Origin of the sequence: Tateyamaria sp. (assembly GCF_039940735.1) — a bacterium.
Classification (GTDB): domain Bacteria; phylum Pseudomonadota; class Alphaproteobacteria; order Rhodobacterales; family Rhodobacteraceae; genus Tateyamaria.
In genome coordinates this window covers 1-24,122 of the sequence record NZ_JBDVGB010000005.1, presented here as the reverse complement: position 1 = coordinate 24,122, position 24,122 = coordinate 1, and the positions used below count along the sequence as shown (strand labels likewise).

Sequence of the window (24,122 nt, the reverse complement as noted above, 5' to 3'; positions counted from 1 at the left end):
CATTTGCCCCTTCATCGGGTTCTTTCAACTAAAGCAATGGCACGCTCTGCGGTCATGGTCATTAAACATCCGTGAAATACATTCGAACGAATTGTGCCATCCTGCCACTTGGAAAAAAGTCTTAAGCATTCTGCATCACGAAATGTAATCCAGGCGCGCTGCGCATCCCGCAATGTGTCAGTGCGATCAGGGTCGTTTGACCGCGCATCGTCTTCCTGTTCGGCCAATGAGCGTTGCGTTGAAAGATACGTGAGATTCAACAACTCGTCCCAAACCTTCGTTTCTGCCTCCAAACATTGCGAAATGCCGCGTGTCGTGCCGCCGTCAAATCCAGAAGTATGGATTCTTTGGCACGCGTTCGCCGCATCTCCGACGCACTCTACTTCGGTAAATTCACGCACCATCTCAGCATGGCACGCCTCAATCACCGCTCGATCAACAATCGGATCCTGCGCAAACGACGGCATACCCAATGCAATCAGCCCAAAGGTGAATATCAGTAATGTCTTCACAAATTGCACTCCGCCACCGCCATTGCCTTCAATTCCTTACGAATAACCTTACCCGTCACTGTCATCGGTAAAGCCTCCAAGAACCCAATTTCCCTTGGGTAAGAATAGCTTGCCAATCGACCCTTAACCCAGTTTTGCAACCCAGCCGCATCTTCGACCGCCCCATCGCGCAACACGACATAGGCCTTCACAATCTCCGTGCGCAGCGCATCAGGCTTGCCCACAACCCCAACCGTCACCACGTCAGGGTGGGTCAGCAAGCAATCCTCGATCTCGGCCGGGCCGATGCGATAGCCTGACGACGTGATCACATCGTCATCCCGCCCCACAAAGCGGATTTCAGCACCATCGCGCTGCCCGCGATCGCCCGTCAGCATCCAGTCACCACGGAACTTGGCCTGCGTTTCCTTTGGGCGGTTCCAATAGCGCAACATCATTGACGGGGCACCACGGCGAACGGCGATGTCGCCTTCGTCCTTGGTCAGTTGTCCCTTGTCATCAATGACTTGCACATCAGATCCCGGCACCGCCCGCCCCATAAAACCGGGGCGCACAGGAAATTGTGTGGCACAGCTGGATACGACCATGTTGCATTCTGTCTGACCGTAAAATTCATTGATCGTCAGCCCAAAGGCACGCTGCCCCCAAGCGAGCATTTCTGCACCCAATGGTTCGCCCCCGCTGGCTACCGAACGCAGGCCAGGGATTTCAACGTCTTGCGCCTTGAGCATCCGTAGCGCCGTTGGCGGGAAAAACACATTTTTTACTGAGGCTTGCGATATGACCTTCAAGCACTCTTGCACCGTGAACTTTTGCATACGCGCGCCGACCACAGGCACCCCAAGCGCAAGCCCCGGCATCAACACATCGAACAACCCACCAATCCACGCCCAGTCAGCTGGGGTCCACAGGCAATCCCCCGGCTGGCCCAAATCGTCATGGGACAAAGCCACCCCCGGCAAGTGGCCATCCAACACGCCGTGCCCATGCAAAGCGCCCTTGGGCGTCCCCGTGGTGCCAGAGGTATAGATCAAAACCGCCGGAGTATCGCGCTTGGCTGGCGCAAAAGCGACCGGCGCGCCCGTCGTTCCGGCGCTGTCGGCCATCCAGCATGGAGCAAGATCGCCCACAAGGGTGGCGCCTTCGGTATCTGTTAACACCAGCCCGACACCTGCGTCGTTGATCCGCGAGGCCAGCGCATCATGCTTGAAAAGTTTGAACAAAGGCACTGAAATTGCGCCAACTTTCCAGATCGCAAGGTGGGCCGCCGCGCACCAAGGGGTTTGTGACAGCAACACTCCAACCCGATCCCCACTCTGCACCTTGGCGAGCAAGGCGCGCGCCAAGCCATCGACCATCTGCGTCAGATCGCCAAAGGTTACATCCCGGCGCGCATCACCAGACAAATCGATGATCGCGACCTGATCACTGGGGTGACTTAGGCATTGTTCGGCCATATTCTTCATATGTCGTTCTCCGGGGCCACGGACACGATACCAAAATGATCCACATGATAGGACATGTCACCGCAACGCACGTGAAAGATCGCTGCCCCCGCCTCTTGCCAGCCAATGCAGTTTGCGGCCAGACCGCCGTGCTCGGCAATGTGGCGTGCGGCAACCGCGTTGATGATCCCTGTGGCGTCCGGCGCCACCTGCCGCTGACCCAGCCAAAATCCAGCGACACCCGCCAACAGCACCAAAACAGACGTCGTGATGAGAACAGAGCGTGGCATCAGCCCATCGCCGTGACCAATTCGCGCCCCACCAGCATGCGTCGAATTTCTGATGTCCCGGCCCCGATCTCCATCAGCTTGGCATCGCGGAACAGGCGCGCGACGGTTGCGTCATTCATGAACCCGGCTCCGCCCATGGCCTGCACCGCTTGGTGCGCCTGCTTCATTGCCTCTTCCGAGGCATAAAGACAGCACGCCGCCGCATCTTGGCGCGTGACCGTGCCACGATCGCACCCTTTGGCGACTTCATACACATAGGCGCGCGCTGAATTCATTGCCGTGTACATATCGGCGATCTTGCCCTGCATCAGTTGGAACGATCCGATGGGTTGCCCGAATTGCTTGCGCTCGGCCATGTAGGGCATGATTTCGTCCATGCAGGCGGCCATGATCCCAAGGCCAATGCCCGCCAACACAACCCGTTCGTAATCAAGGCCAGACATCAACACAGCAACGCCGCGCCCCTCTTCACCCAGTACATTTTCAAACGGCACCTCGACATCGTCAAAGATCAGCTCGGCCGTGTTTGATCCGCGCATGCCCAGCTTGTCGAAATGCGGCGAGGTGGTAAAACCCGCCATCGACTTTTCGATCAGAAATGCCGTGATGCCACGTGGGCCCGCCCCCTGATCTGTTTTGGCATACACAACCAAAGTGTCTGCGTCGGGGCCATTGGTGATCCAGTATTTTGTGCCGTTCAGGATGTAGCGATCATTGCGTTTTTCCGCGCTCAGCTTCATTGAAACCACGTCGGACCCCGCCCCGCTTTCGGACATGGCGAGCGCGCCCACATGGGCCCCGCTGACAAGACCGGGTAGGAATTTCGCCCTTTGTTCGGGCGTGCCGTTCAGCTTGATCTGGTTCACACACAGGTTGGAATGCGCACCATAGGACAGCGACACAGATGCGCTGGCCCGTGCCACTTCTTCGACCGCAACAGTGTGCGCAAGATAGGACATGCCCGCGCCGCCAAATTCTTCGTCCACTGTGATGCCCAGCAGGCCAAGGTCGCCCATTTCGCGCCACAACTCGGGTGGAAACGTGTTTGAGGTGTCGATCTGTGCCGCCATCGGCTTGATGCGATCCTGCGCCCAGCGGTGCACCATGTCGCGCAGGGCGTTTACGTCTTCGCCCAGATCGAAGGTCATGGAGTGGGTGAACATTTGGCACCTCTGCGTTATTGAACACTTGTTCATTAATACGCGACACCGCGCGCACACGTCAAATAAAAACAAATTACAGGCGCATCCGCGCAGCATCACACCCATAGGTTGAGAAGCAACAAAGCCGACACAAGCGGTGAAAATACCGCGACGAATTGGGCGTGGGATGATAGCCCTTCGTAGATTTTCGAATCGACGCGTGTACCAAATCTGCACGCACGAAAAGTTAAATGAAAATGAAATTAGCATCGATCATGACAGCGGTGCGCAGCCAAGACAGGTTATTTTACAATGCCAACAGCAATCACCTCAGGTTCTTCCACATTCAGCATCACAAACAGCGGCTTTTTCTTCATGGGAGAAGATGAAGTGCTGGTCGCATCAGGCAACGGAATTTCGGTGGACATAAGAGACGTCAATCTGTTCATCAATGGCCAGATTTTTGCTGATGACCGCGGCGTGTTTTCCAACTCTAGCTTCAGTAACGTCGACATCACGATAGGGACGGATGCCACAGTGGTGTCAGGCGGCCTTGGAGTGGGCATCGCGACGGACTTTACGTCATTGGTGAATCACGGATCGATCACTGGCCTCGAGACATTTGGCGTGAACCTTGAAGGTGCAGCTGATTTCGTCACCTTTACAAATTTTGGTGCCGTAAACGGCGACACAACTGGCCTTCAAATTGGTGGCTCAAATCAATTTGCGGTCAATCACGGATCGATCATTGGGGAAACCGGCGTTCGATTTGGTAACGAAGAAAGCGCGTTCGTCAATCATGGGATTGTAACCGGGGTAACTGCCCTTGCTGGCGTTCAGTCTTTCGGGATTCTCGTCGGTTTCAATGACGACGACACCTTCATTCAAAATTTTGGCACGATCTCCGGCGGGACGGCGTCTATTTCTACCCTTGATGGAATTGACAACCTCGTCATCGAAAACCACGGCCTGCTGATCGGCGATGTCGACCTTGGCAATGGCGCCGACACTTACCGCGCAGGAACCGACGGCATCGTTGTGGGCCAAATCCTGACCGATGAGGGCAATGACACGGTGCGCGGTGGAGACCACGCCGACGATATCGACGGCGGCGAGGACAACGACCAGATCTTTGCGCGCGGCGGCGAGGATACGATCCTTGGCGGTTCTGGCAATGATACAATCGGCGGTGGCGACGGAAACGATATCATCGACGGCGGCGTCGGCAGCGACCTGATCTGGGGTGGCAATGATGATGACGACCTGACCGGGGATGGGGGCAACGACAAGCTTGGCGGCGGGCGCGGTGACGACACGCTGAATGGCGGTAACGGCAATGACGAACTGTCCGGCGGGCACGACGATGATCTACTGCTGGGCGGAGCGGGGACCGACCTTTTGAATGGCGGTGCTGGAAATGACGACCTAAACGGCAACGGAGGCGTTGACACGCTGAATGGCGGTTCTGGGGATGACACGTTGTTTGGTGGCACGGGTGCGGATGTATTCGTGTTCGCAGGCAATGGTGGGCGCGACACAATCACTGATTTCGTAAATGGCGACGATCAGATTGATTTGACCGACTTTGGCCAGTTCTCGTTCGCCAGCCTGACTTCGAATTTTGTTGTTGACCTGCATGGTCCAAACGGGTCTTTGATCGACTTTGGCAACGGCGATGTGCTGATCTTAGAAAACCTGGCCTTTGGGAACCTCGACGAAAGCGATTTCATCTTCTTTTGATGACATCAGCGCCGGGGCACATCATGCCCCGGCATTGGCCTGATACACGGCGCTCACTTCGGCGCGGATGATGCGCGCGATCAAAGCGCAGTCTTCTAGGCTAAAGGTCAGCGGCACCCGCATGTCCACGATGGACGCAAGCACGCGGTCGCTGGTCTCCATCGGGGTTGAGGGGGCAAAGCGCCAGCTGTCGTATCGACTGGTGAACGCAACGGGTTCGGGCGCGCCGAACCACTTGAGGTCGACCCCACGCGCAGCACACCGTGCCAAGACGTCGTTCACGTTGTCAGCCGACCAATCAAGCAGCAGAAACTGGATCGAAGACCCGACGATGGTTTCCTGTTCGGGCCGTTCGACGATGGCCAGCCCCGGCGTGTCGCGCAGACCCTTTTCCAACGCAAAATAACGTTCATTCCAACGCGCACATTGCGTGGCAAGGTCCGCCAACTGCGGGCGCAGGATCGCTGCGCGCAAGTTATCCATGCGCCCTGAAATGTTAGGCGTGTCGTATTTGATGTCGGCGAACACCTCGATCGGCGGGGCTGCAAGGTGGCTTTCAAACAGCATATAGCTGCCCGACAGCATGATAGCGCGGGCCATGATTTCTGCATCGTCCGAGACCAAAAACCCGCCCTCGCCCGAGTTCACATGCTTATAGGTCTGAGTGGAATAGCACCCCACCGCACCCGAGCGCCCAGAGGGCACGTCATTCCACGCAGCGCCCATGGTATGCGCACAATCTTCGATCACGGTGACACCCGCCGCCGTGCACATCGCCATCAGCCGGTCCATATCGCAAAGATGCCCGCGCATGTGGCTGAGCATCAGAACGCGCGCCTGATCAAGCTTACCTTCTAGGTCGTCCAGATCGATGGTCAGCCCTTCGGTCACGCCCACAAACACAGGCACAGCCCCAACGGACGCGATCGACCCCGGCACAGGCGCAAGCGTGAACGCGTTGGTCAGCACGTTTTCGCCCGGCTTAACCCCAACAGCCCGCAAAGCCGTCGCCATCGCATAGCCCCCCGACGCAACCGCCAAACAGTAAGGTGCACCCACATAGGCCGCAAATTCCTGTTCCAGCACCGCCGTTTCGGACAATTCGCCCGGGGTCGTGTTGTATCGGTGCAACCGCCCATGGCGCAGCACGGCAAGGGCTGCGTCTATCCCTGCTTCGGGAATTGGGTCTTGTTGGGTGAAACTGCCGGTGAATTTTTCTGTCATAGCGCAGTTTTGGAACGCAATATGCAGGTCGTCAATGCGGCGTTTATGGTTTTCGCTTTTTGAAAGCGCGGATGCGTATGGATCACCCCAGCAAAGCGGCAACGACAGACGGCAAAGCGGCGTAGTCATCCAACAACGCTTCGGGTTCCAATGCGGCCATGTCCTCGCCCGATGGACCGAAGGTGACCAGAACCGACGGCACACCTGCCGCGCGCGCAGTATTGCGATCGGTGTCGCTGTCGCCCACCAACAAGCACGCATGTGGATCAACGCCCAATCGGCGCGTGGCCTCGAACAGCGGTTCGGGGTTGGGTTTGCGCACAGGCAAGGTATCGGCCCCGACCAGACTGCCAAATTGATCCCGCACGCCTAGATCGGCCATCAACTGTTCTGCCAGCGCTTCGGGCTTGTTGGTACAGATACCGACGGCGTGACCGTGGGATTTAAGGGTGGCAATCGCCTCCATCGCGCCGGGGTACAGCGTTGTGTGCACAGAAATCGCTGCGCCGTAAGCCTCAAGCAGCATAGGATAATAGCGATCAATCACCGCGTCATCCAATTGCCCGACCCGTTCAAGTCCTTTGCGCAACATCGCACGCCCACCGCGCAACGCCACGCCTGCATCTTGCGGGCCCAGCACATCGCCCAGCCCCATGTCGCGAAAACACACGTTGGCCGAGGCCAAAAGGTCGCCGCTTGTGTCCGCCAACGTCCCGTCTAGATCAAAAATTACTGCTGTCATGTCTGCCTCTTTGGCGGATACCCGCTATGTTGTGTTGCAACCCGCAATCTTGTTTGATGCCACGCACGCTTGCGCACTTGGCTTGGATCGATAAACAGGGCGCAACAAGAATACAAAGAGATTTGGTTATGAGCGTAGCATTGATCATCCTGGCCGCGGGTAAAGGCACGCGGATGAATTCGGACCTTCCCAAGGTTCTCCACCCTATTGGCGGCGCGCCGATGTTGCATCACGCAATGCAGGCGGGCGCCTCTTTGGAACCTGAACATACGGTTGTCGTGGCCGGGTTTGGGTCGGATGCGGTGACGCAGGCCGCCCTTGCCTATGATTTCGAAGCGCAGGTCGTCGTACAAGACGAACAACTTGGCACCGCTCATGCCGCCGCGCAGGCGCGTGACGCACTGGCAGGCTTTGAGGGACGCGCCATCGTGCTGTTTGGTGACACGCCATTCGTGCGCCCCGAAACCCTTGAGGCGCTGATGAACGCCACCGCAGACATCACCGTTCTGGGGTTCGAAGCCGCTGACCCCGCCCGCTATGGTCGTTTGGTCATGGACGGCGATCAATTGCAACGTATCGTCGAATTCAAAGATGCAACCGAAGCCGAACGCGCAATCAGCCTGTGTAATTCCGGCGTGCTGGCGGCCCCTGCCCCCTTGCTGTTCGAATTGATCGCCGAAGTGGGCAAGGACAATGCACAAGGTGAATATTATTTGACCGACCTGCCGGCACTGGCGCGCGCGCGCGGGCTGGACGTGTCTGTGGTGCGCTGTGACGAGGCCGAAACCCTAGGCATCAACAGCCGCGCCCAACTGGCCAGCGCCGAGGCGCAGTTTCAGGCCACAGCCCGCGCGGACCTGCTTGAGGATGGTGTGACACTGGCCGCGCCGGACACTGTGTTCTTGTCGCTCGATACGCTTGTGGGGCGCGATACTTTGGTGGAACCCAATGTGGTGTTCGGCCCCGGTGTCACTGTCGAATCCAGCGCCACAATCCGCGCATTTTCCCACCTTGAAGGGTGTCATGTGTCACGCGGCGCGATTGTGGGCCCCTATGCCCGCCTGCGCCCCGGTGCAGAACTCGCCGAAGATGTGCGCGTCGGCAACTTTGTCGAGGTCAAGAATGCGACGCTTGGCACAGGTGCGAAGGTCAATCACCTCAGCTACATCGGGGATGCTTCAATTGGCGAGGCCAGCAATATCGGCGCGGGCACCATCACCTGCAATTATGACGGCGTGATGAAGCATCACACCGAAATCGGCGCGCGCGCCTTTATCGGGTCCAACACCATGTTGATCGCGCCCGTGTCTATCGGAGATGAGGCGATGACAGGATCTGGTTCTGTCATCACATCTGACGTGGAATCCGGTGCACTGGCTCTGGCCCGCGCGCCGCAAGTGGAAAAACCGGGCATGGCCCGTAAATTGTTCGATATGTTAAAGGCCAAAAAGGCCAAACAGAGCAGAGGCAGCTAAAAATGTGTGGAATTGTAGGGGTCCTTGGCAATCACGAAGCCGCGCCCATTCTAGTTGAGGCGCTGAAACGTCTTGAATACCGCGGTTATGACAGCGCCGGTATCGCGACCCTAAATGACGGCGTTTTGGCCCGTCGGCGCGCGGTTGGCAAACTGGTCAACTTGTCCGATCGATTGGTTCACGAACCGCTCGCAGGCAAGTCGGGCATAGGACACACCCGCTGGGCCACCCATGGCGCTCCTTCTGAACTCAATGCCCACCCGCACCGCTCGGGCCCAGTGGCCGTCGTGCACAACGGTATCATCGAAAATTACCGCGAATTGCGGGCTGAACTGTCGGATGCAGGGCTGAATTTCCAGACGGAAACAGACACCGAAACCGTCGCTTTGCTGGCTGAACACCTATTAAACAGCGGGCTGACCCCTGTTGAAGCCGCCTTTGCGACCTTGGATCGGCTCGAAGGGGCGTTTGCCCTCGCCTTTTTGTTTGATGGCCAAGAAGATCTGATCGTGGCCGCACGCAAAGGATCACCCTTGGCCATCGGTCATGGCAATGGCGAAATGTTCGTCGGCTCGGATGCGATTGCATTGGCCCCAATGACCGACCGCATCACCTATCTTGAGGAAGGCGACCGTGCCGTCGTCACCCGCGCTGGCGTTGAAATACGCGATGCAAATGGTGCGCTGGCCAATCGGGCTGTGCGTCAAATCCAAATTGACGCCACACGCGTTGATAAGGCCGGGCACAAACACTTCATGGCCAAAGAAATCGCTGAACAGCCTGTGGTGCTGTCCAACACCTTGTCCAACTACATTGACGCGGATGGTCAGATCACTCTGCCCGACGCGGGACTTGATTTCACCAAAGTTGACCGGCTGACGATGGTGGCCTGCGGCACCGCCTTTTACGCATGCCTAACCGCGAAATACTGGTTCGAACAAATTGCACGCATTCCTGTGGATGTCGATGTGGCCTCGGAATTCCGGTATCGCGAGCCCCCTATTCCGGCGCGGACCATGGCGCTTTTTGTCAGCCAATCGGGTGAAACGGCCGACACATTGGCCGCACTGCGGTACTGCAATGAAAAGGCCGACAAGATCGTTTCGGTCGTGAACGTCCCCGAAAGTTCAATCGCGCGCGAAAGCGATCTGGCATTGCCAATCTTTGCCGGGATTGAGGTTGGCGTGGCGTCGACCAAGGCCTTTACCTGTCAGTTGACCGTTCTGGTTTTGCTGGCCTTGAAAGCTGCCCGAGAACGGGACGTGATCAGCGCCGCCGAGTTGGCCGAACATATCGCGGCATTGCAAACCATGCCTGGCCTCATCAATATGGCGATCCAGCAAAACAGCGCTGTAAAGGCAACTGCCCGCAAACTGGCCGAGGCCCGAGACATCCTGTTTTTGGGGCGTGGATCGATGTATCCGCTCGCACTTGAGGGCGCACTTAAACTAAAGGAAATCAGCTATATACATGCCGAAGCTTATGCAGCAGGTGAACTAAAGCATGGCCCCATTGCCCTGATCGACAAACACGTGCCCGTGGTTGTGATGGCCCACAAAGACCCGCTGTTCGACAAAACAGTGTCCAACATGCAAGAGGTCATGGCGCGCAAAGGCAAAGTGGTTCTGATCTCAAACCCCGCTGGGTTGACAGAGGCCGGCGACGACGTCTGGGGACAGATCGCAATGCCCGATTGCCCGGACTTGATCGCCCCGATCTTGTACGCAGTGCCCGCACAATTGCTTGCCTATCACACCGCCGTCGCCAAGGGCACGGACGTGGACCAACCCCGCAACCTAGCCAAATCGGTGACAGTCGAATGAACCCCGAAGACGCACTCGCCCAGATCGCAGCGCACAGTGACGACACGCGCGCCGCAGACGCCAAGGCGTATCACAAATCCAAACGCATCCACTTGGGCGTGCCCAATCCGATCCTCAATGATCTGACACAGGTGTGGCGACAGGGTCTGGATGTTGAAACCCGCGTGATGCTGGCAGACGGGCTGTGGGCAACAGATATCTTTGAGGCACGTTTGGCTGCGGCCAAATTGTTGACGCAAGCACGGCTTCGCCCCGACGATGCCGCATGGGATCTGATCACGTCATGGGTTCCGCAGTTTGATGGCTGGGCCATCGCAGATCATGCATGCATGGCCGGGCAACGTCGATTGACGGCTGATCCTGCGCGGTTGGATCAACTTGAGGCATGGACAACATCTGAACACCTGTGGACGCGGCGCGCTGCTTTGGTCATGACATTGCCTTGGACCAAGCAAAACTTCCCTAAACCAGATGAAGAAGCCATACGTGACCGCGTTTTGGGCTGGGCGGCGTCCTATGTGACTGACCAGCAATGGTTTATTCAAAAAGCAATTGCCTGGTGGGTGCGCGAATTGGGCAAGCACGACGCGCCCCGAGCGCGGGCGTTTTTAGATGCTCATGGCAGTGCTATGAAGCCATTTGCGGCCAAAGAAGCGGGGAAATATCTGACGGGCGCCTGAAACTAGCACGGAAACCGATACGGTTTCCGACCGTTTTTCGTGTCGAGAAACGCCCCCTCTCAACCGGCGAGCACATCCACTTCGATCAAATCCGTCAAAGAAGCGCCGATCCCTTGCATCGCAGCCAATGACAGACGGCTACCCGCAGTGGCAGGCCCCTCAATAGGGATCAAAGTCACATCCACAGTCTTGCCCGTTGACGGCAAGAACACCCGCCCCGGCTGTGTTGTCGAAACAAGCGGCGTCTTCAACCACATGCCCGGCTCTGCCGCGTTGCCCAATGTGGCCACCGTCCGACCCAAAGTACCGGCCGAGACCTGAGGCTTTGGGGCCTCTACAGTCGTTTCAAGCTCCGTCGCCAATTCATCAGGACGCGGCTGCGGGCGCAGCGGCGTAGTTCCGCCCGCCTCAGCAGGCACATTCGCCACCTCAGAAACAAGGGGCGCGCCCCTTTCTGGAACAAGGCCACACCCGCCCACACACACAACAGTGATCAAAATCCAACGCATACCCCACCATACCTCAGACAATTTCGCACGCAATGCCCCTTGCGGCAATCCGCCAGCGCACCTACCAATTGATGTATGAACGCTCCATTGATTGACCCATTCGCACGCGCCATCACCTACCTGCGCGTCTCCGTCACAGACCGCTGCGACTTTCGCTGCGTCTATTGCATGTCCGAAAACATGACCTTCCTACCTAAAAAGGAGCTTCTGACCCTCGAAGAACTCGATCGCATGTGTTCGACATTCATCGGTCTTGGCGTAGAAAAACTGCGCATCACGGGGGGCGAACCATTGGTGCGCCGCGATATCATGACCTTCTTTAACGCAATGGGCCGCCATCTTGAGGCAGGCACGCTCAAAGAACTGACATTAACCACCAATGGCAGTCAGCTCGAACGCTTTGCCAAAGACCTTTACGCCGCCGGTGTGCGCCGCGTGAACATCTCTTTGGACACCATTGATGAACAGAAATTTGCCGACATCACACGTTGGGGCCGCCTGCCCCAAGTGTTGCGCGGTGTCGATGCGGCCCTGGCCGCTGGCCTCAAGGTTAAGATCAACGCTGTCGCCCTCAAGGATTTCAACGAAGACGAGCTTGAAACCATAACAACTTGGTGCGCCGAACGCGCGATGGACCTCACTTGGATCGAAGTCATGCCCATGGGAGACCTCGGAAACGAAGACCGCCTGGGCCAATATTGGTCCCTCAAGGATGTGCGCAAGGCCTATGAAAATCACTACACGGTGACCGACCTTGCCGAACGGACAGGCGGACCTGCGCGCTATGTTCGATTGGAACAGACAGGTCAAAAGATCGGCTTCATCACCCCACTGTCCCACAATTTCTGCGAAAGCTGCAATCGCGTGCGCCTGACCTGCACGGGCGAAATTTACCTTTGCCTTGGCCAAGAAGACATGGCCGACCTGCGTGCACCTTTACGGGCGCACCCAGATGACGATGCCCCGCTTGAGGACGCGATCCGCGCCGCCATCGGGATGAAGCCTAAGGGCCACGATTTCGACTATTCCCGCCAAAAACTGGATGGTCAGATGCCTCGCCACATGAGCCACACAGGCGGGTAAAACCGATGCGGCCGACGGCGCTCTTTCGTCTTTACAAAGGCCTAAGCACCTTCGCCCTGCCCTTTACCGCACGTCACAGCATAAACAAGCTGCGCGCCGCAGGTATAAGTATTGATCGCGCTCATGAACGCCTTGGTCATGCCACCGCCGAGCGCCGTGCGGGCTCACTCATTTGGTTTCATGCTGCCGACGTGGATCAGGTGAAATCCGTGCAGGCGTTAATAACCCACATCACCACCCAAGCCCTCGACACCAAGGTGTTGCTGACATCCAGCACTGCCGCTTCTGCGCAAGGGATTGCACGCGACTTGCCACAAGGGGCTGTGCATCAGTTCAGCCCGTTTGAGGGCCCCGGCCCGATGAAACGGTTTTTGCAACATTGGCGGCCCAATTTGTGTGTGCTTGTGAGTTCGGACCTTTGGCCCAATCTGTTGGACACTTGCGCAAGTGCCGGTATCCCGATTGCTTTGCTGGACGCGGGCCTGTCAGATAGTGACGCGCAGGGCTGGAAACGTTTTCCCGACACGACCGACTATGTCTTGCGCGGAATCAGGATGGCCCATTGCCAAGACATTCGCAGCCGCAATCACCTGCGCGACATGGGATTGGCGATGGCGCAACACGGGGCCAAATTGAACACAGCCAAGGTACCAACACATGTTGATCCCGTTGCACGCGATGCGACGTTCAACGCACTAAAAGGTCGACCCATTTGGGTCGCATCCTCGACCCACGCAGGCGAAGAAGAACAGGTGTTGTCCGCCCATGCACGGTTGCAGTTGGATCATCCCAACCTGTGTCTGATCCTTGCGCCGCACGACCCCGAACGTGGCAATGCAGTTGCCACAGTGATCCAGAACGCGGGCCTCAGTGTCGCGAGGAGCAGCACAGGCGGTACCTTAGCCGATGGCGCTCAGGTGTTCCTTGCAGATACCAAGGGGCAAACCGATCTGTGGTACGCACTCAGCCCTATTGTCTTTCTGGCTGGAACCTTTGCCAATGTCGGCGGACACGCGCCTTTTGGCGCAGCGAACGGCCACACAGCCATCCTTCATGGACCGAACTATGCGAAATTTGGCGAAGCATATGCAGCCTTTCAACTGCAAGACGCCAGCATCCAGGTAAAAGACAGCGAAGCATTGGCCGCCGAAGTTCACGACCTGCTCACCCACCCCAGCCGCGCCGCACAACTGGCGGCACGCGCCCGCCCCTTTGCGCAAAACGGGATCGACCTGTTGGCGCGCCTCAGCGACCAACTATTGTCACTGGCCGATACAGCAAACAATGAAACGCCGTCCCAGTAAGGGACGGTGGGTCGGGCGACCTGCCAAAGGCAGGAGCGTCACATACCGTCCTTTCTAACCCATACAACGGGACAGCTTAGGATGTGATCGGCATCCGCTGCTCTACAATGCCAGCCCACCAAGAACAGCCCGCCGGGATTGCCTCATCGTTAAAGTTATACTCTGGATGGTGCACCGCGGCCGTGTCGCCATTACCAACCAGAATATAGGCCCCCGGACGCTCTTCGAGCATAAAGGCAAAGTCCTCGCCCCCCATGACCAAAGGCGCTTCTTCACATTGCCCCGACACAGACCGTGCCACCTCGGCGGCAAATTCGGTTTGATCGTCATGGTTCACCATCACCGGGTAATTGCGCTGGTAATCCACCCGCGCCACACCGCCAAATGTGCTGGCAATGCCCTCGCAAATCTCGATCACACGTTTTTCAGCCAGATCGCGCATTTCAGCACTCATGGTGCGCACCGTGCCCATGATCTGTACCTTTTGCGGGATAACGTTAAACGCCTTCGACGATGTCTCAAACGACGTAATCGACACCACAATCCGGTCAATTGGGTCGGCATTGCGGCTGACGATTGATTGCAACGCCGTCACGGCATGGCTGGCCATCAATGTCGTATCAATCGTTTCCTGCGGTTTGGCTGCGTGTCCACCAAGTCCTTCAAATTCAATATTCAAAAGGTCTGTTGCGGCAAAAAACGGTCCTGTACGGATCGAAAATTCCCCCACCGGTTTGCCGGGCCAATTGTGCATGCCATAGACCTCGTCGATGCCCCAGCGTTCCATCATGCCGTCATTGCACATCTCACGACCACCGCCGCCGCCCTCTTCGGCGGGCTGGAAAATCACCACGGCTGTGCCGTCAAAATTGCGGGTTTCCGACAGGTATTGCGCCGCGCCCAGCAACATCGCCGTGTGCCCATCATGACCACAGGCATGCATCGCATCCGGCGTTTTAGAGGCGTATTCTAACCCCGTCTGTTCATGGATCGGCAACGCGTCCATATCGGCGCGCAACCCAATCGTCTTACCCGAGCCCTGCCCCTTGCCTTTGATCACGCCAACAACGCCCGTGCGTCCGATCCCTTCCACCACTTCGTCACAGCCAAAGGCGCGCAGCTTTTCAGCCACCGTTGCGCTGGTCCGGTGGGTTTCAAACAAGATTTCAGGATGTTCATGCAGGTCACGACGCCACGCCGTGATGTCATCTTGAAGATCAGCAAAGCGGTTCTTGATCGGCATGTTAGTGTCCTTTGTTTGCGTGGTTACTGCACGCTATCTGTTTCGATTAGGTTACTGTGCGTTGCCATTCTTGCGCAATTTATTGCGCAGGCATCCGTTGTTCCACCAGTTCAACAAACCAGCTGCACCCAGCAGGGATGGCTTCATCATCAAAACGATAGGCCGGGTGGTGCAAGGTGCCGTTGTCGCCGTTGCCCAGCATGATGTACGCACCCGGGCGTGCTTCAAGCATATAGGAAAAGTCTTCGGCCGCCATGACAGGTGGCGTATCCATGATCACGTCCCCGGCCACGGCACGCGCCGCAGCGGCTGCATATTCAGTATGGTCCGCATCGTTGATCGTAACAGGGTACCCAAGGACATATTCGACCTCTGCTGTGCACCCATAGGCCTCCGCCGTGGCCTTGGCGATGGCTTCAACGCGCGTTTGCGCCAGTTTTCGCACCTCAGGATCAAGCGCGCGCACTGTGCCTGTCATCCGCGTCGTTTGCGGGATAACATTATGCGTATCCACATCTGAATGCAGCGCACAGACAGACACCACAACCGATTGCAACGGGTCCACAGTGCGACTTGCGATGCTTTGCAGCCCCAAGATTATATGGGCCGCCGTCACATTCGGATCGAGGGATTCGTGCGGTGCAGCGGCATGCCCCCCCTTGCCCGAGACGGTGATATAAAACTCATCCGCAGATGCCAAAAGCGCGCCGGGCCTGATTGCAAACTGCCCCGTCGGCAAGCCTGGCAAATTGTGCAAGCCATAGACCTCTTGCACGCCAAAGCGGTCCATCACGCCTTCTTCGACCATCACACGGCCACCGCCCCCGCCTTCTTCGGCGGGTTGGAACAGCAACACAACTGTGCCGTCAAAATTACGAGTCTCAGCCAAGTATTGCGCAGCGCCCAGTAAAATCGACGTATGCCCGTCGTGGCCACAGGCATGCATGACACCTTCGTTTTGCGACGAAAATGCGACGCCGCTGGCCTCAAGAATGGGCAGTGCATCCATATCGGCGCGCAGGCCAATCACCCGCCCCTTGGTGTCGCTGCGTCCTTTGATGGCAGCGACGATGCCTGTTTTGGCCACGCCCGTGACCATCTCGTCCACCCCGATTTCGGTCAGGCGTTCGGCCACGAAGGCGGCGGTTTTATGTTCGGCAAATCCCAGCTCGGGATTGGCATGGATATGATGACGCCATCCGGTGATTTCGGCATGGGTTTCGGCAAGACGGTTCTTAATTGGCATCACGTATCCTTTTCAAATGTCAGACGGACGGGCCGATGCGCATGGGCGTCCCGTCGCTAAAGCGACGGTGGCGGAAGCGTGTCAGATCATGCCCCACCGCGTCCCCCATGACCAGAGCGGCCAGCACCTTTCCCATGCCCGGACCGATGCCAAAGCCGTGACCGCTCATACCCGTTCCGACCGTCAGGCCCGGAAGGGCGTCGATCCGATCAACCACCGGCACCACGTCCGGCATGGTGTCGATCATCCCAGCCCATGCGGATTTGATGCGTACAGGGCCGATGTCAGGGAACAATGCGCCAAAGTCGCGGGCCAAGCCACGTACCTTGCGCATGTTTGGTTTGGGATCAAGTATGCGCATCCTTTCGAACGGGCTTACAGCATCCTCAGCCCAATGGCGCGGCGTGCCCCACGCATCTGGAAAGCCACGCGGCGCTTTGGCATGGAGGCGGGTGCCAAAGGGCTCGTGACGCAGTTGGGTCAAGTATTTCGGCAAGGACCGAAAGGCATCTGGGCCGACGAACAGCTCGTGATAGCCACCAGCAGCCAAGGTATAGCCCCCGTCGCTGCGCGCCCGAAAGGCAATACGCGGATCGGCAGCCCCCCCCGGATAGACAGCGGGCAAGGGTTCAGTCGCCGCCACTGTCGCACGCACCGAAAGTTGCGGCAGCGCCACGCCATGGCGACGCAAGAACAACGCAGACCACGCACCGCCCGCCAACACCACCTCGGACGCTTTGATCCGGCCCTGTTCCGTCACAACACCCACCACACGTCCCGCCGCCACATCCAGCGCCCGCACAGCGCAGTTTTCAACCAAAGTAGCACCGGCACGCGCCGCGATACCCGCAATAGCAGGCACAGCCAACCATGGTTCGGCCCGCATGTCAGACGCCGTATAAAGAGCGCCCTTGTAGCCGTGTGACATGCCGGGGATTAGGTCGGCCGTTTCGGTGGAGCTAAGCATGCGGCTGTCCAAACCGTACGTCTTTGCGTGCTGCAACCAAGCGGTATATTCAGCCATCTCTTTGTCGGTTCGCGCCAAATAGGTGACGCCGCACGTCTTAAGACCAATGTCTACGTTGGTTTCAGTCGCCAATTCGCGCCAAAGGCGGTTGGCATCCTTTACGATTCCTATTTCGTCCGGATCGCGCCCCTGTTGGCGGATCCATCCCCAATTGCGCGAAGATTGTTCGCCTGCGATGCGCCCTTTTTCCAAAACGGTGACGCGCTTGCCTGCGCGGGCAAGGAAAAGAGCGGTGCAAATGCCGATGACACCGCCACCAATGACGACCACGTCGCACTCGGCAGGGTGCGGTTCGGACCATGCGATTGGCGACTGTTCGGATATGGGAAAAGGGTTCACGACACATTACCCCGCGTCCCAGCCGTTTTCCGGTGCGGAAAACGATGCGCTGCGCGCTTTGGAAACCGACACGGTTTCCACCCGGTTTTCGGCTCGAAAACCGCGCCCCTATCCAAGACGCGCAACCAGATCACGCATAAAGCTATGACCCGCCTCAAACTGCTGCTTTGTGATAAATTCATTCGGTTGATGTGCCTGCGCAATATCACCCGGACCACAGACCACCGCCGAATAACCAGCATCCTGAAACTGCCCGGCTTCTGTGCCGTAACTCACCACGTGGACCCCATTGTCGCCCGTGATACCGCGCACCAACGCTTCTGCCTCGCCGTCTTCTTCGGGTTTCAACGGAGGCACGTCAAAACGGGCATCAATCTCGATCCGGGTGTCGGGATGGATCGCTTGCATGCCCCGTTCGATCTTGGCCACATGCGTCAGGTAACTCTGTTTCAGTGCAGCCACATCATCACCGGGCACAGCACGAAAATCCATAGAAAAGCGGCACGACTTCGCCGTGATGTTATGCGCTGTGCCGCCCGTGATCTGCCCCACATGCCATGTGGTAAAAGGTGGGTCGAACATTGCAGCCAGTGCCGACGGAGTAGCCGCCATGTTCGCCGCATTACATGTGTTTGCAAAGTTGATGATCTTTGCCCCTTCCAAAATCGCGCTTACCCCTGTGTGCAGCAATGACGAATGCACCTCGAACCCAATCACATGGGTGTCAAAGCCCTGCCCGCCCTTATGGCCTGTCACCGCCTTCATCATCGACGGCTCGCCCACAATCACGGCCCCACCCTTAGGTACAACACCTTGCATCGCCTCAATCATTGGAGGGGCACCAAGACAGCCGACTTCCTCGTCAAAGCTAAGCGCCAATTGCAAGGGTTTGCCTGCGTGATGCGCCTCGACGAGCGCCCAGATGGCGAGCGCGTCAAACCCTTTCATGTCGCAAGTGCCGCGTCCGAAATATTTGCCGTCCAGTTCAGTCACAACAAACGGGTCCGTCTCCCAAGGTTGCCCGTCGATCGGCACTACATCCGTATGACCCGACAACACAACTGCGCCCTGGACCTCGGGTCCGACATGGACGAACAAGGCCGCCTTGGGCTGTTCTGGATGATAATACCTATGGGCGGTGATCCCGTGCCCGTTCAAATAATCCTCGACCCAATCAATCAGCGGCAGGTTGGTGTCGCGACTGACGGTGGGAAAACTGATCAACTTGGTCATCAACTCCAATGGGCTTAGGCGGGTCGTCATGTGGATTCTCCAAAAAATACCAGCGTGCAATCCTCGTCTTTGACGTGGAATTCGCGTTGGCCGTAATCTTGATTGAACGGCGCGCGCACCCGCCCTGCTGCCAATGTATCGAGTTTGGGCTTCAAGGTTGCGTAGAGCGCATCAACGCCCTGAACATCAATGTAAAACGAATTTTGGCGCTCTGGGTGTGACAGATCAACGGAATCCCAAACTTGCACCAAGCGCACGGCCACATCGTCGCGGTTTAAAAAGGCGTAGCCATCGGCCTGAAAGCCGACCTGAAACCCCAGCACATCACGATAAAAATCTATCTGAGCGCTCAATGACGTGCAGGGCACAAACGGCGTGATTTGCGTCATGCGTCCGCTCATAGCCGATAACCCCCCGACACTGTCAGAACTTCACCCGTGATGAATGCCGCCGCATCGCTGAGCAAAAAGCGCACAACACCGGCGATGTCACCCGGTGTGCCCATGCGCCCTAGCGCGGTCATGTCAACAAAGGCCTGCTTTTGCGCATCATCGCGAGCCGAGGATGCCACATCAATCGCGCCGGGCGCGACGCCGTTGACGCGAATACCGCGCGGCCCCAACTCCCGCGCCGCACCCTTTGTCCACAGATCAAGCGCGGCTTTACTGGCCCCATACATCACAGCCCCTTTGGGCGGCAGGTATGCGTTCACAGACGAGATATTAACCATGGTCGCCCCCGTTTTCAGGTGGGGCAAGGCAGCGGCCAACAGGCCTTGGGCCGCAAACAGGTTCACATCGAACATCCGCGCATAACCATCGCGGTCATATACATCCAAAGGCGACGCCGAAATGTCGCCCGCATTGTGCACAATCCCATCGATGCGGCCAAATCGATCCAGTACTGCATTTATCATGCGGGTGGGCGCGTCAGGGTCGCTCAGATCACCTTGAACGCAGTGCAGATCAGTGTCTGGCACCGTCGAGTTGTAGTGCAGCGTGACATCATGATCGCGCGCAAGTTCGGCCACGATGCCCGTGCCGATGCCACCCCCGCCCCCCGTCACAAGAATGGATTTGCGCAAAGCTGCGGCGCACATGGTCTAATACCCGCTGTCGGTTGTTAGGACAAAATGGCCCGGCTCAACTTCGTTATAGGCCGACGGTTCGGGCATATAGCTGGAGGGATGAATGGGCGATGGGATCGGTTTAAAGTTCAGGTCTTTTTCGTCCTTGCGCTGGCGTGGGTCGGCGATGGGCACTGCCTTCATCAGGGCCTGCGTATAAGAGTGCTGCGGATTTTCAAAGACGCGCGCGCGCGGTCCCATTTCGACAATCCGGCCCAAATACATCACGCCCACATGGTGGCTGACCCGTTCGACCACCGCCATGTCGTGGCTGATAAACAGGAACGAAATCCCAAGTTCAGCCTGCAATTCCATCATCAAGTTCAGCACTTGCGCTTGTACGGACACATCAAGGGCCGACACGGCCTCGTCTGCGATGATCAGTTTGGGGTTCAACGCCAAAGCGCGTGCAATCGCGACACGCTGGCGCTGGCCGCCAGACAATTCGTGCGGATAGCGGCGCATGAAACTGCGCGGCAGCTCGACCCGGTCAAACAACATCTCGACCCGCTTGGTGCTCTCGTCGCCCTTGAACATGCCAAAGTTGCGCATGGGTTCAGCCACTTGGTCGGCCAATTGCATTTGCGGATTGAGCGACGCAAACGGATCTTGAAAGATCATCTGCATGTCCAGCCGTGCCATGCGCAACGCTTCGGGCGTCAGCGCCATAATGTCTTTGTCGCCCAACTTAATCGAGCCAGATTGGGGTTCAACCAGCCGCAAAATCGACCGCCCGGCCGAAGATTTCCCACAGCCGGATTCGCCCACAAGGCTTAGGGTCTGGCCCTTGTTAATTGTAAAAGACAGGTCTTCGACCGCATGCACATTGGCCACAAGACGGCGGAAGAAACCGCCCCGCACCGGAAAACGCGTGGTCAGGTTACGCACAGTCAAAAGTGGTTCGTCCGTGCCGAGGATCGGCCTGATCTCGCCTTGCGCGCGCCCCATCAGTTTCATCGGTTCGGGCGCGGATTTGCCACGCATTTCGCCCAGCTTGGGCACTGCGGCCAACAACGCTTTGGTATAGGGGTGCTGCGGGTTTTCGAAAATTTCCTCGACCGTGCCTTCTTCGACTTTGTTGCCACGGAACATGACAACGACGCGGTCCGCCATTTGCGCCACCACAGCCATGTCGTGAGTGATGAACATCACAGCCGTGCCGGTTTCACGCTTCAAACGGTCCATCAACGCAAGGATTTCGGCCTGAATGGTCACATCCAAAGCCGTGGTCGGTTCATCCGCGATCAGCAAGCGCGGCTCGCAGGCCAAAGCCATCGCAATAACAACCCGTTGTCGCATGCCCCCCGACAATTCGTGCGGGAACTGTTTCAGGCGACGTTCGGGTTCAGGAATGCGCACCTGATGCAACAGCTCAAGCGCGCGCGCTTCGGCCTGTGCGCGATTTAAGCGCTTGTGAAGGCGCAATCCTTCGGTCAATTGCCGCCCCACAGTGAACACAGGGTTCAACGCGGTCATCGGTTCTTGAAAGATCATCCCGATTTCATTGCCGCGAATGGTTTGCATAAGATTCTGATCGGTTTGGGCCAGATCAACAGCATCCGCATCCTTGCGATTAAAATTTAAGCGCCCACCTGCAATTTCTCCGCCACCGAATTCAACCAAGCGCATCAACGACAAGGAGGACACCGATTTGCCCGACCCAGATTCGCCCACAACACAGACGGTTTCGCCTGCATTTACGTTGAATGATACGTCCTCGACCCCCAATACGGGGCCGTCTTTCGTCTGAAACGCAACGCGCAAACCCTGAATTTCGGCTATCGGCTTCTGATCCGTCTCATCCAGCATAAAAACCCCCGCGATCGGTCATTTTGACCATCTGGCAAAAGAGTGGGCGAAGGTTCGGGCACTGTCAAACGCAACATTGTACAAATCTAGGGTTGATTGCAGGCAAGGCTTGCAATTTCGCCAAGTTCTGTTTCGATGACGCTATGCACTTGGGGGCAAGCGACAAAAATGAAGGCGTAGCATTGTGTTGCGCGGACATCGTGGTTTTTCCTTCAGAGCTTAAAACGTGTCGCGGCCAACGTGATGCAAGACTGACAAGCAGGCAAAGCCTGCGTGTCCAACAAGGAGTAAATTATGACCCTCAAATCCATTCTTATGGGTGCTGTGGCGATGACGGCACTTGCGCCGGCAGCCTTTGCCGAGCGCGGCTCGGACGGCCAGATCAACATCATTTATTGGCAAGCCCCTTCGACAATGAACCCTTTCTTATCCGGCGGGAACAAAGAATCAGAAGCCGCGTCGATGGTGATCGAACCGCTGGTACGCTTTGACGAATCCGGCGCGATTGTGCCTTGGCTGGTGCAGGAAATTCCGACAATCGGAAACGGTGGCATTTCCGAAGACCTAACATCTGTGACGTGGAAGCTGATTGATGGCATCCAGTGGTCTGACGGCACGGCGCTGACATCGGCAGATGTGAAATTCACCTACGAATATTGCACCCATCCCGAAGGTGGCTGTGCACAGATCACTAAATTCGAAGGCATTTCCTCGATCGAAACCCCCGACGCATCAACCGTCGTGATCAACTTTGAAAAGCCAACGCCCTATCCGTTCACGGCCTTTGGTGGTCTTGAAAGCCCTGTTTTGCAAAAGGCGCAGTTTGAAAACTGCATTGGTGCCGCGGCACCAACCTGTACCGACCAAAACTTTGGCCCCATCGGCACCGGCCCGTTTGTCGTGGATGAATTCCGCCCCAATGACGTGATTGCCCTGTCGGCCAACCCGAACTACCGCGATCCCGCCAAACCTGCCTTTGCTTCTGTTAACTTCAAAGGTGGCGGCGATGCCGTTGGTGCTGCGCGCGCCGTTCTGGAAACCGGCGAATTCGATTACGCGTGGAACTTGCAAGTGGCCCCTGACGTTCTTGGCAGTATGGCAGAAGCGGGCAAAGGCGAAGTGCTGTCCAGCTTTGGCCCATCGGTCGAGCGGATCATGCTGAACCACACCAACCCTGACCCGGCACTTGGTGCAGACGAACGCGCAGTTGTGCGCCCGCACCCCTATTTGCAGGACGAAGCGGTGTACAAAGCGATGTCGCTTGCTGTCGACCGCGTGCTGTTGGCCGAAATCGGCTACGGTGCGGGCGGCAAGGTGACGTGCAACTGGATCCCAGCGCCCGGCGCATATAATTCCGAAACCTTCACCTGTGACACGCAGGACATCGAAGGCGCCAACGCCATGTTGGATGCAGCTGGTATCGTTGACACCGACGGTGACGGTATCCGTGAAAAAGACGGCGTGCCTTTGGCTGTGTTGTTCCAGACTTCAACCAACGCGATCCGTCAGGATTACCAAGCGCTGGTCAAAGACTGGTGGACGCAGATCGGCATCGACAGCGAATTGCGCAACATCGACGCTTCGGTGTTTTTTGGCGGCGATGCAGGGTCACCTGACACGTTCCAAAAGTTCTATGCCGACGTAGAGATGTATACCAACACCTTCTCTGGCACCGATCCACAAGCCTATCTTGCGAACCTGCTGTGTGACAAAGCACCCAGCCCGGAATCGCAATGGCAGGGTGAAAACATCGGCCGCTTCTGCATGGAAGAGTATGACACGCTGTGGAATACGCTTGCAGAAACGTCTGATCTGGAAGAACGCGCCAGCATTGGTCGCCAACTGAACGATCTGGCGATTGCAAACGGTGCGATGATCCCCCTGACACACCGTGGTGATATCTCTGCCAAGGCAAACAGCCTGAATGGCGTGCGCATGAACTCTTGGGACAGCGAACTGTGGAACATCGCAGACTGGACCCGCGCTGAGTAAAACGATTTGGGTGGGCATGCGTGCCCACCCTACCCCCGCTGTCTTTCGCCAATAAACAAGACCTCCGTACAAGGACTGGCCTTTTATGCTGACCTTCACAATCCGCCGGTTGATCCTGTCGATCCCGACGCTTTTGTT

The 24,122-nt window shown here is 57.3% G+C and carries 21 protein-coding genes; 7 read left to right on the top strand and 14 right to left on the bottom strand.

Features of this window, described 5'->3' with window-relative positions:
• Positions 1–11: 11 nt before the first annotated feature.
• From ABJF76_RS01040 to ABJF76_RS01025, 4 genes are read right to left on the bottom strand one after another with little or no spacing between them, the layout of a single operon-like run.
• On the bottom strand, positions 12–521 hold the full coding sequence (locus ABJF76_RS01040; protein WP_413822481.1) for a lysozyme inhibitor LprI family protein: 510 nt from the start codon (positions 519–521) through the stop codon (positions 12–14).
• A complete protein-coding gene (locus ABJF76_RS01035) occupies positions 509–1,978 on the bottom strand; it encodes an AMP-binding protein (protein ID WP_413821303.1) in 1,470 nt (489 codons plus the stop codon). Before ABJF76_RS01035 ends, ABJF76_RS01040 begins: the two co-directional genes overlap by 13 nt.
• Positions 1,975–2,247, bottom strand: coding sequence for a hypothetical protein (locus tag ABJF76_RS01030; protein ID WP_413821302.1), 273 nt, complete (start codon positions 2,245–2,247; stop codon positions 1,975–1,977). Before ABJF76_RS01030 ends, ABJF76_RS01035 begins: the two co-directional genes overlap by 4 nt.
• Entirely contained in the window at positions 2,247–3,410 is a 1,164-nt protein-coding gene (locus ABJF76_RS01025) for an acyl-CoA dehydrogenase family protein (RefSeq protein ID WP_413821301.1), read from the bottom strand. The genes ABJF76_RS01030 and ABJF76_RS01025 overlap by 1 nt, the downstream gene beginning before the upstream one ends.
• 291 nt (positions 3,411–3,701) lie before the next feature.
• Here ABJF76_RS01025 and ABJF76_RS01020 point away from each other — a divergent pair, with 291 nt between their 5' ends.
• Positions 3,702–5,129, top strand: coding sequence for a calcium-binding protein (locus ABJF76_RS01020; protein WP_413821300.1), 1,428 nt, complete (start codon positions 3,702–3,704; stop codon positions 5,127–5,129).
• Between the two features lie 21 nt (positions 5,130–5,150).
• On the opposite strand, the gene ABJF76_RS01015 is transcribed toward ABJF76_RS01020, so the two are convergent.
• Entirely contained in the window at positions 5,151–6,353 is a 1,203-nt protein-coding gene (locus ABJF76_RS01015; RefSeq protein WP_413821299.1) for a DegT/DnrJ/EryC1/StrS family aminotransferase, read from the bottom strand.
• Between the two features lie 82 nt (positions 6,354–6,435).
• Entirely contained in the window at positions 6,436–7,095 is a 660-nt protein-coding gene (locus ABJF76_RS01010; protein WP_413821298.1) for an HAD-IA family hydrolase, read from the bottom strand.
• A gap of 128 nt (positions 7,096–7,223) precedes the next feature.
• Between ABJF76_RS01010 and glmU the strand changes: the two genes are divergently transcribed.
• From glmU to ABJF76_RS00995, 3 genes are read left to right on the top strand one after another with little or no spacing between them, the layout of a single operon-like run.
• A complete protein-coding gene (gene glmU, locus ABJF76_RS01005) occupies positions 7,224–8,570 on the top strand; it encodes a bifunctional UDP-N-acetylglucosamine diphosphorylase/glucosamine-1-phosphate N-acetyltransferase GlmU (protein WP_413821297.1) in 1,347 nt (448 codons plus the stop codon).
• A gap of 2 nt (positions 8,571–8,572) precedes the next feature.
• Positions 8,573–10,393, top strand: coding sequence for a glutamine--fructose-6-phosphate transaminase (isomerizing) (gene glmS, locus ABJF76_RS01000; RefSeq protein WP_413821296.1), 1,821 nt, complete (start codon positions 8,573–8,575; stop codon positions 10,391–10,393).
• The gene (locus ABJF76_RS00995) at positions 10,390–11,073 is read left to right on the top strand and encodes a DNA alkylation repair protein (protein ID WP_413821295.1); all 684 of its coding nucleotides are present in this window, start codon (positions 10,390–10,392) and stop codon (positions 11,071–11,073) included. Before glmS ends, ABJF76_RS00995 begins: the two co-directional genes overlap by 4 nt.
• Positions 11,074–11,132: 59 nt before the next feature.
• Here ABJF76_RS00995 and ABJF76_RS00990 read toward each other — a convergent pair whose 3' ends face one another.
• Complete coding sequence (locus tag ABJF76_RS00990; RefSeq protein ID WP_413821294.1) at positions 11,133–11,582, bottom strand: hypothetical protein; 450 nt, start codon at positions 11,580–11,582, stop codon at positions 11,133–11,135.
• 75 nt (positions 11,583–11,657) lie between these two features.
• Between ABJF76_RS00990 and moaA the strand changes: the two genes are divergently transcribed.
• A complete protein-coding gene (moaA, locus tag ABJF76_RS00985; RefSeq protein ID WP_413821293.1) occupies positions 11,658–12,665 on the top strand; it encodes a GTP 3',8-cyclase MoaA in 1,008 nt (335 codons plus the stop codon).
• A 5-nt stretch (positions 12,666–12,670) separates the two neighbouring features.
• Positions 12,671–13,969: a 3-deoxy-D-manno-octulosonic acid transferase gene (locus ABJF76_RS00980; RefSeq protein WP_413821292.1), complete on the top strand. Its 1,299-nt coding sequence runs from the start codon at positions 12,671–12,673 to the stop codon at positions 13,967–13,969.
• Positions 13,970–14,045: 76 nt separating this feature from the next.
• Here ABJF76_RS00980 and ABJF76_RS00975 read toward each other — a convergent pair whose 3' ends face one another.
• The 7 genes from ABJF76_RS00975 to ABJF76_RS00945 form a co-directional block, all read right to left on the bottom strand.
• Positions 14,046–15,212, bottom strand: coding sequence for a M20 aminoacylase family protein (locus ABJF76_RS00975; protein WP_413821291.1), 1,167 nt, complete (start codon positions 15,210–15,212; stop codon positions 14,046–14,048).
• Between the two features lie 79 nt (positions 15,213–15,291).
• Positions 15,292–16,458 carry a M20 aminoacylase family protein gene (locus ABJF76_RS00970; RefSeq protein WP_413821290.1) on the bottom strand — a complete coding sequence of 389 codons (1,167 nt, stop codon included), beginning with the start codon at positions 16,456–16,458 and terminating at the stop codon, positions 15,292–15,294.
• Between the two features lie 19 nt (positions 16,459–16,477).
• Entirely contained in the window at positions 16,478–17,824 is a 1,347-nt protein-coding gene (locus ABJF76_RS00965) for an NAD(P)/FAD-dependent oxidoreductase (protein WP_413821289.1), read from the bottom strand.
• A gap of 108 nt (positions 17,825–17,932) precedes the next feature.
• Positions 17,933–19,087, bottom strand: coding sequence for an acetylornithine deacetylase (argE, locus tag ABJF76_RS00960; RefSeq protein WP_413821288.1), 1,155 nt, complete (start codon positions 19,085–19,087; stop codon positions 17,933–17,935).
• On the bottom strand, positions 19,084–19,458 hold the full coding sequence (locus ABJF76_RS00955) for a VOC family protein (protein WP_413821287.1): 375 nt from the start codon (positions 19,456–19,458) through the stop codon (positions 19,084–19,086). Before ABJF76_RS00955 ends, argE begins: the two co-directional genes overlap by 4 nt.
• On the bottom strand, positions 19,455–20,156 hold the full coding sequence (locus ABJF76_RS00950; RefSeq protein ID WP_413821286.1) for an SDR family NAD(P)-dependent oxidoreductase: 702 nt from the start codon (positions 20,154–20,156) through the stop codon (positions 19,455–19,457). Before ABJF76_RS00950 ends, ABJF76_RS00955 begins: the two co-directional genes overlap by 4 nt.
• A 3-nt stretch (positions 20,157–20,159) precedes the next feature.
• Entirely contained in the window at positions 20,160–21,992 is a 1,833-nt protein-coding gene (locus tag ABJF76_RS00945; protein ID WP_413821285.1) for a dipeptide ABC transporter ATP-binding protein, read from the bottom strand.
• Between the two features lie 294 nt (positions 21,993–22,286).
• Here ABJF76_RS00945 and ABJF76_RS00940 point away from each other — a divergent pair, with 294 nt between their 5' ends.
• Complete coding sequence (locus ABJF76_RS00940) at positions 22,287–23,984, top strand: peptide ABC transporter substrate-binding protein (protein ID WP_413821284.1); 1,698 nt, start codon at positions 22,287–22,289, stop codon at positions 23,982–23,984.
• Positions 23,985–24,122: the final 138 nt, after the last annotated feature.

Coding starts and splice junctions, on each gene's coding strand:
- ABJF76_RS01035 (WP_413821303.1), bottom strand. CDS start 1,978: ATGAAGAATATGGCCGAACAATGCCTAAGTCACCCCAGTGATCAGGTC.
- ABJF76_RS01030 (WP_413821302.1), bottom strand. CDS start 2,247: ATGCCACGCTCTGTTCTCATCACGACGTCTGTTTTGGTGCTGTTGGCG.
- ABJF76_RS01025 (WP_413821301.1), bottom strand. CDS start 3,410: ATGTTCACCCACTCCATGACCTTCGATCTGGGCGAAGACGTAAACGCC.
- ABJF76_RS01020 (WP_413821300.1), top strand. CDS start 3,702: ATGCCAACAGCAATCACCTCAGGTTCTTCCACATTCAGCATCACAAAC.
- ABJF76_RS01015 (WP_413821299.1), bottom strand. CDS start 6,353: ATGACAGAAAAATTCACCGGCAGTTTCACCCAACAAGACCCAATTCCC.
- ABJF76_RS01010 (WP_413821298.1), bottom strand. CDS start 7,095: ATGACAGCAGTAATTTTTGATCTAGACGGGACGTTGGCGGACACAAGC.
- glmU (WP_413821297.1), top strand. CDS start 7,224: ATGAGCGTAGCATTGATCATCCTGGCCGCGGGTAAAGGCACGCGGATG.
- glmS (WP_413821296.1), top strand. CDS start 8,573: ATGTGTGGAATTGTAGGGGTCCTTGGCAATCACGAAGCCGCGCCCATT.
- ABJF76_RS00995 (WP_413821295.1), top strand. CDS start 10,390: ATGAACCCCGAAGACGCACTCGCCCAGATCGCAGCGCACAGTGACGAC.
- ABJF76_RS00990 (WP_413821294.1), bottom strand. CDS start 11,582: ATGCGTTGGATTTTGATCACTGTTGTGTGTGTGGGCGGGTGTGGCCTT.
- moaA (WP_413821293.1), top strand. CDS start 11,658: ATGAACGCTCCATTGATTGACCCATTCGCACGCGCCATCACCTACCTG.
- ABJF76_RS00980 (WP_413821292.1), top strand. CDS start 12,671: ATGCGGCCGACGGCGCTCTTTCGTCTTTACAAAGGCCTAAGCACCTTC.
- ABJF76_RS00975 (WP_413821291.1), bottom strand. CDS start 15,212: ATGCCGATCAAGAACCGCTTTGCTGATCTTCAAGATGACATCACGGCG.
- ABJF76_RS00970 (WP_413821290.1), bottom strand. CDS start 16,458: ATGCCAATTAAGAACCGTCTTGCCGAAACCCATGCCGAAATCACCGGA.
- argE (WP_413821288.1), bottom strand. CDS start 19,087: ATGACGACCCGCCTAAGCCCATTGGAGTTGATGACCAAGTTGATCAGT.
- ABJF76_RS00955 (WP_413821287.1), bottom strand. CDS start 19,458: ATGAGCGGACGCATGACGCAAATCACGCCGTTTGTGCCCTGCACGTCA.
- ABJF76_RS00950 (WP_413821286.1), bottom strand. CDS start 20,156: ATGTGCGCCGCAGCTTTGCGCAAATCCATTCTTGTGACGGGGGGCGGG.
- ABJF76_RS00945 (WP_413821285.1), bottom strand. CDS start 21,992: ATGCTGGATGAGACGGATCAGAAGCCGATAGCCGAAATTCAGGGTTTG.
- ABJF76_RS00940 (WP_413821284.1), top strand. CDS start 22,287: ATGACCCTCAAATCCATTCTTATGGGTGCTGTGGCGATGACGGCACTT.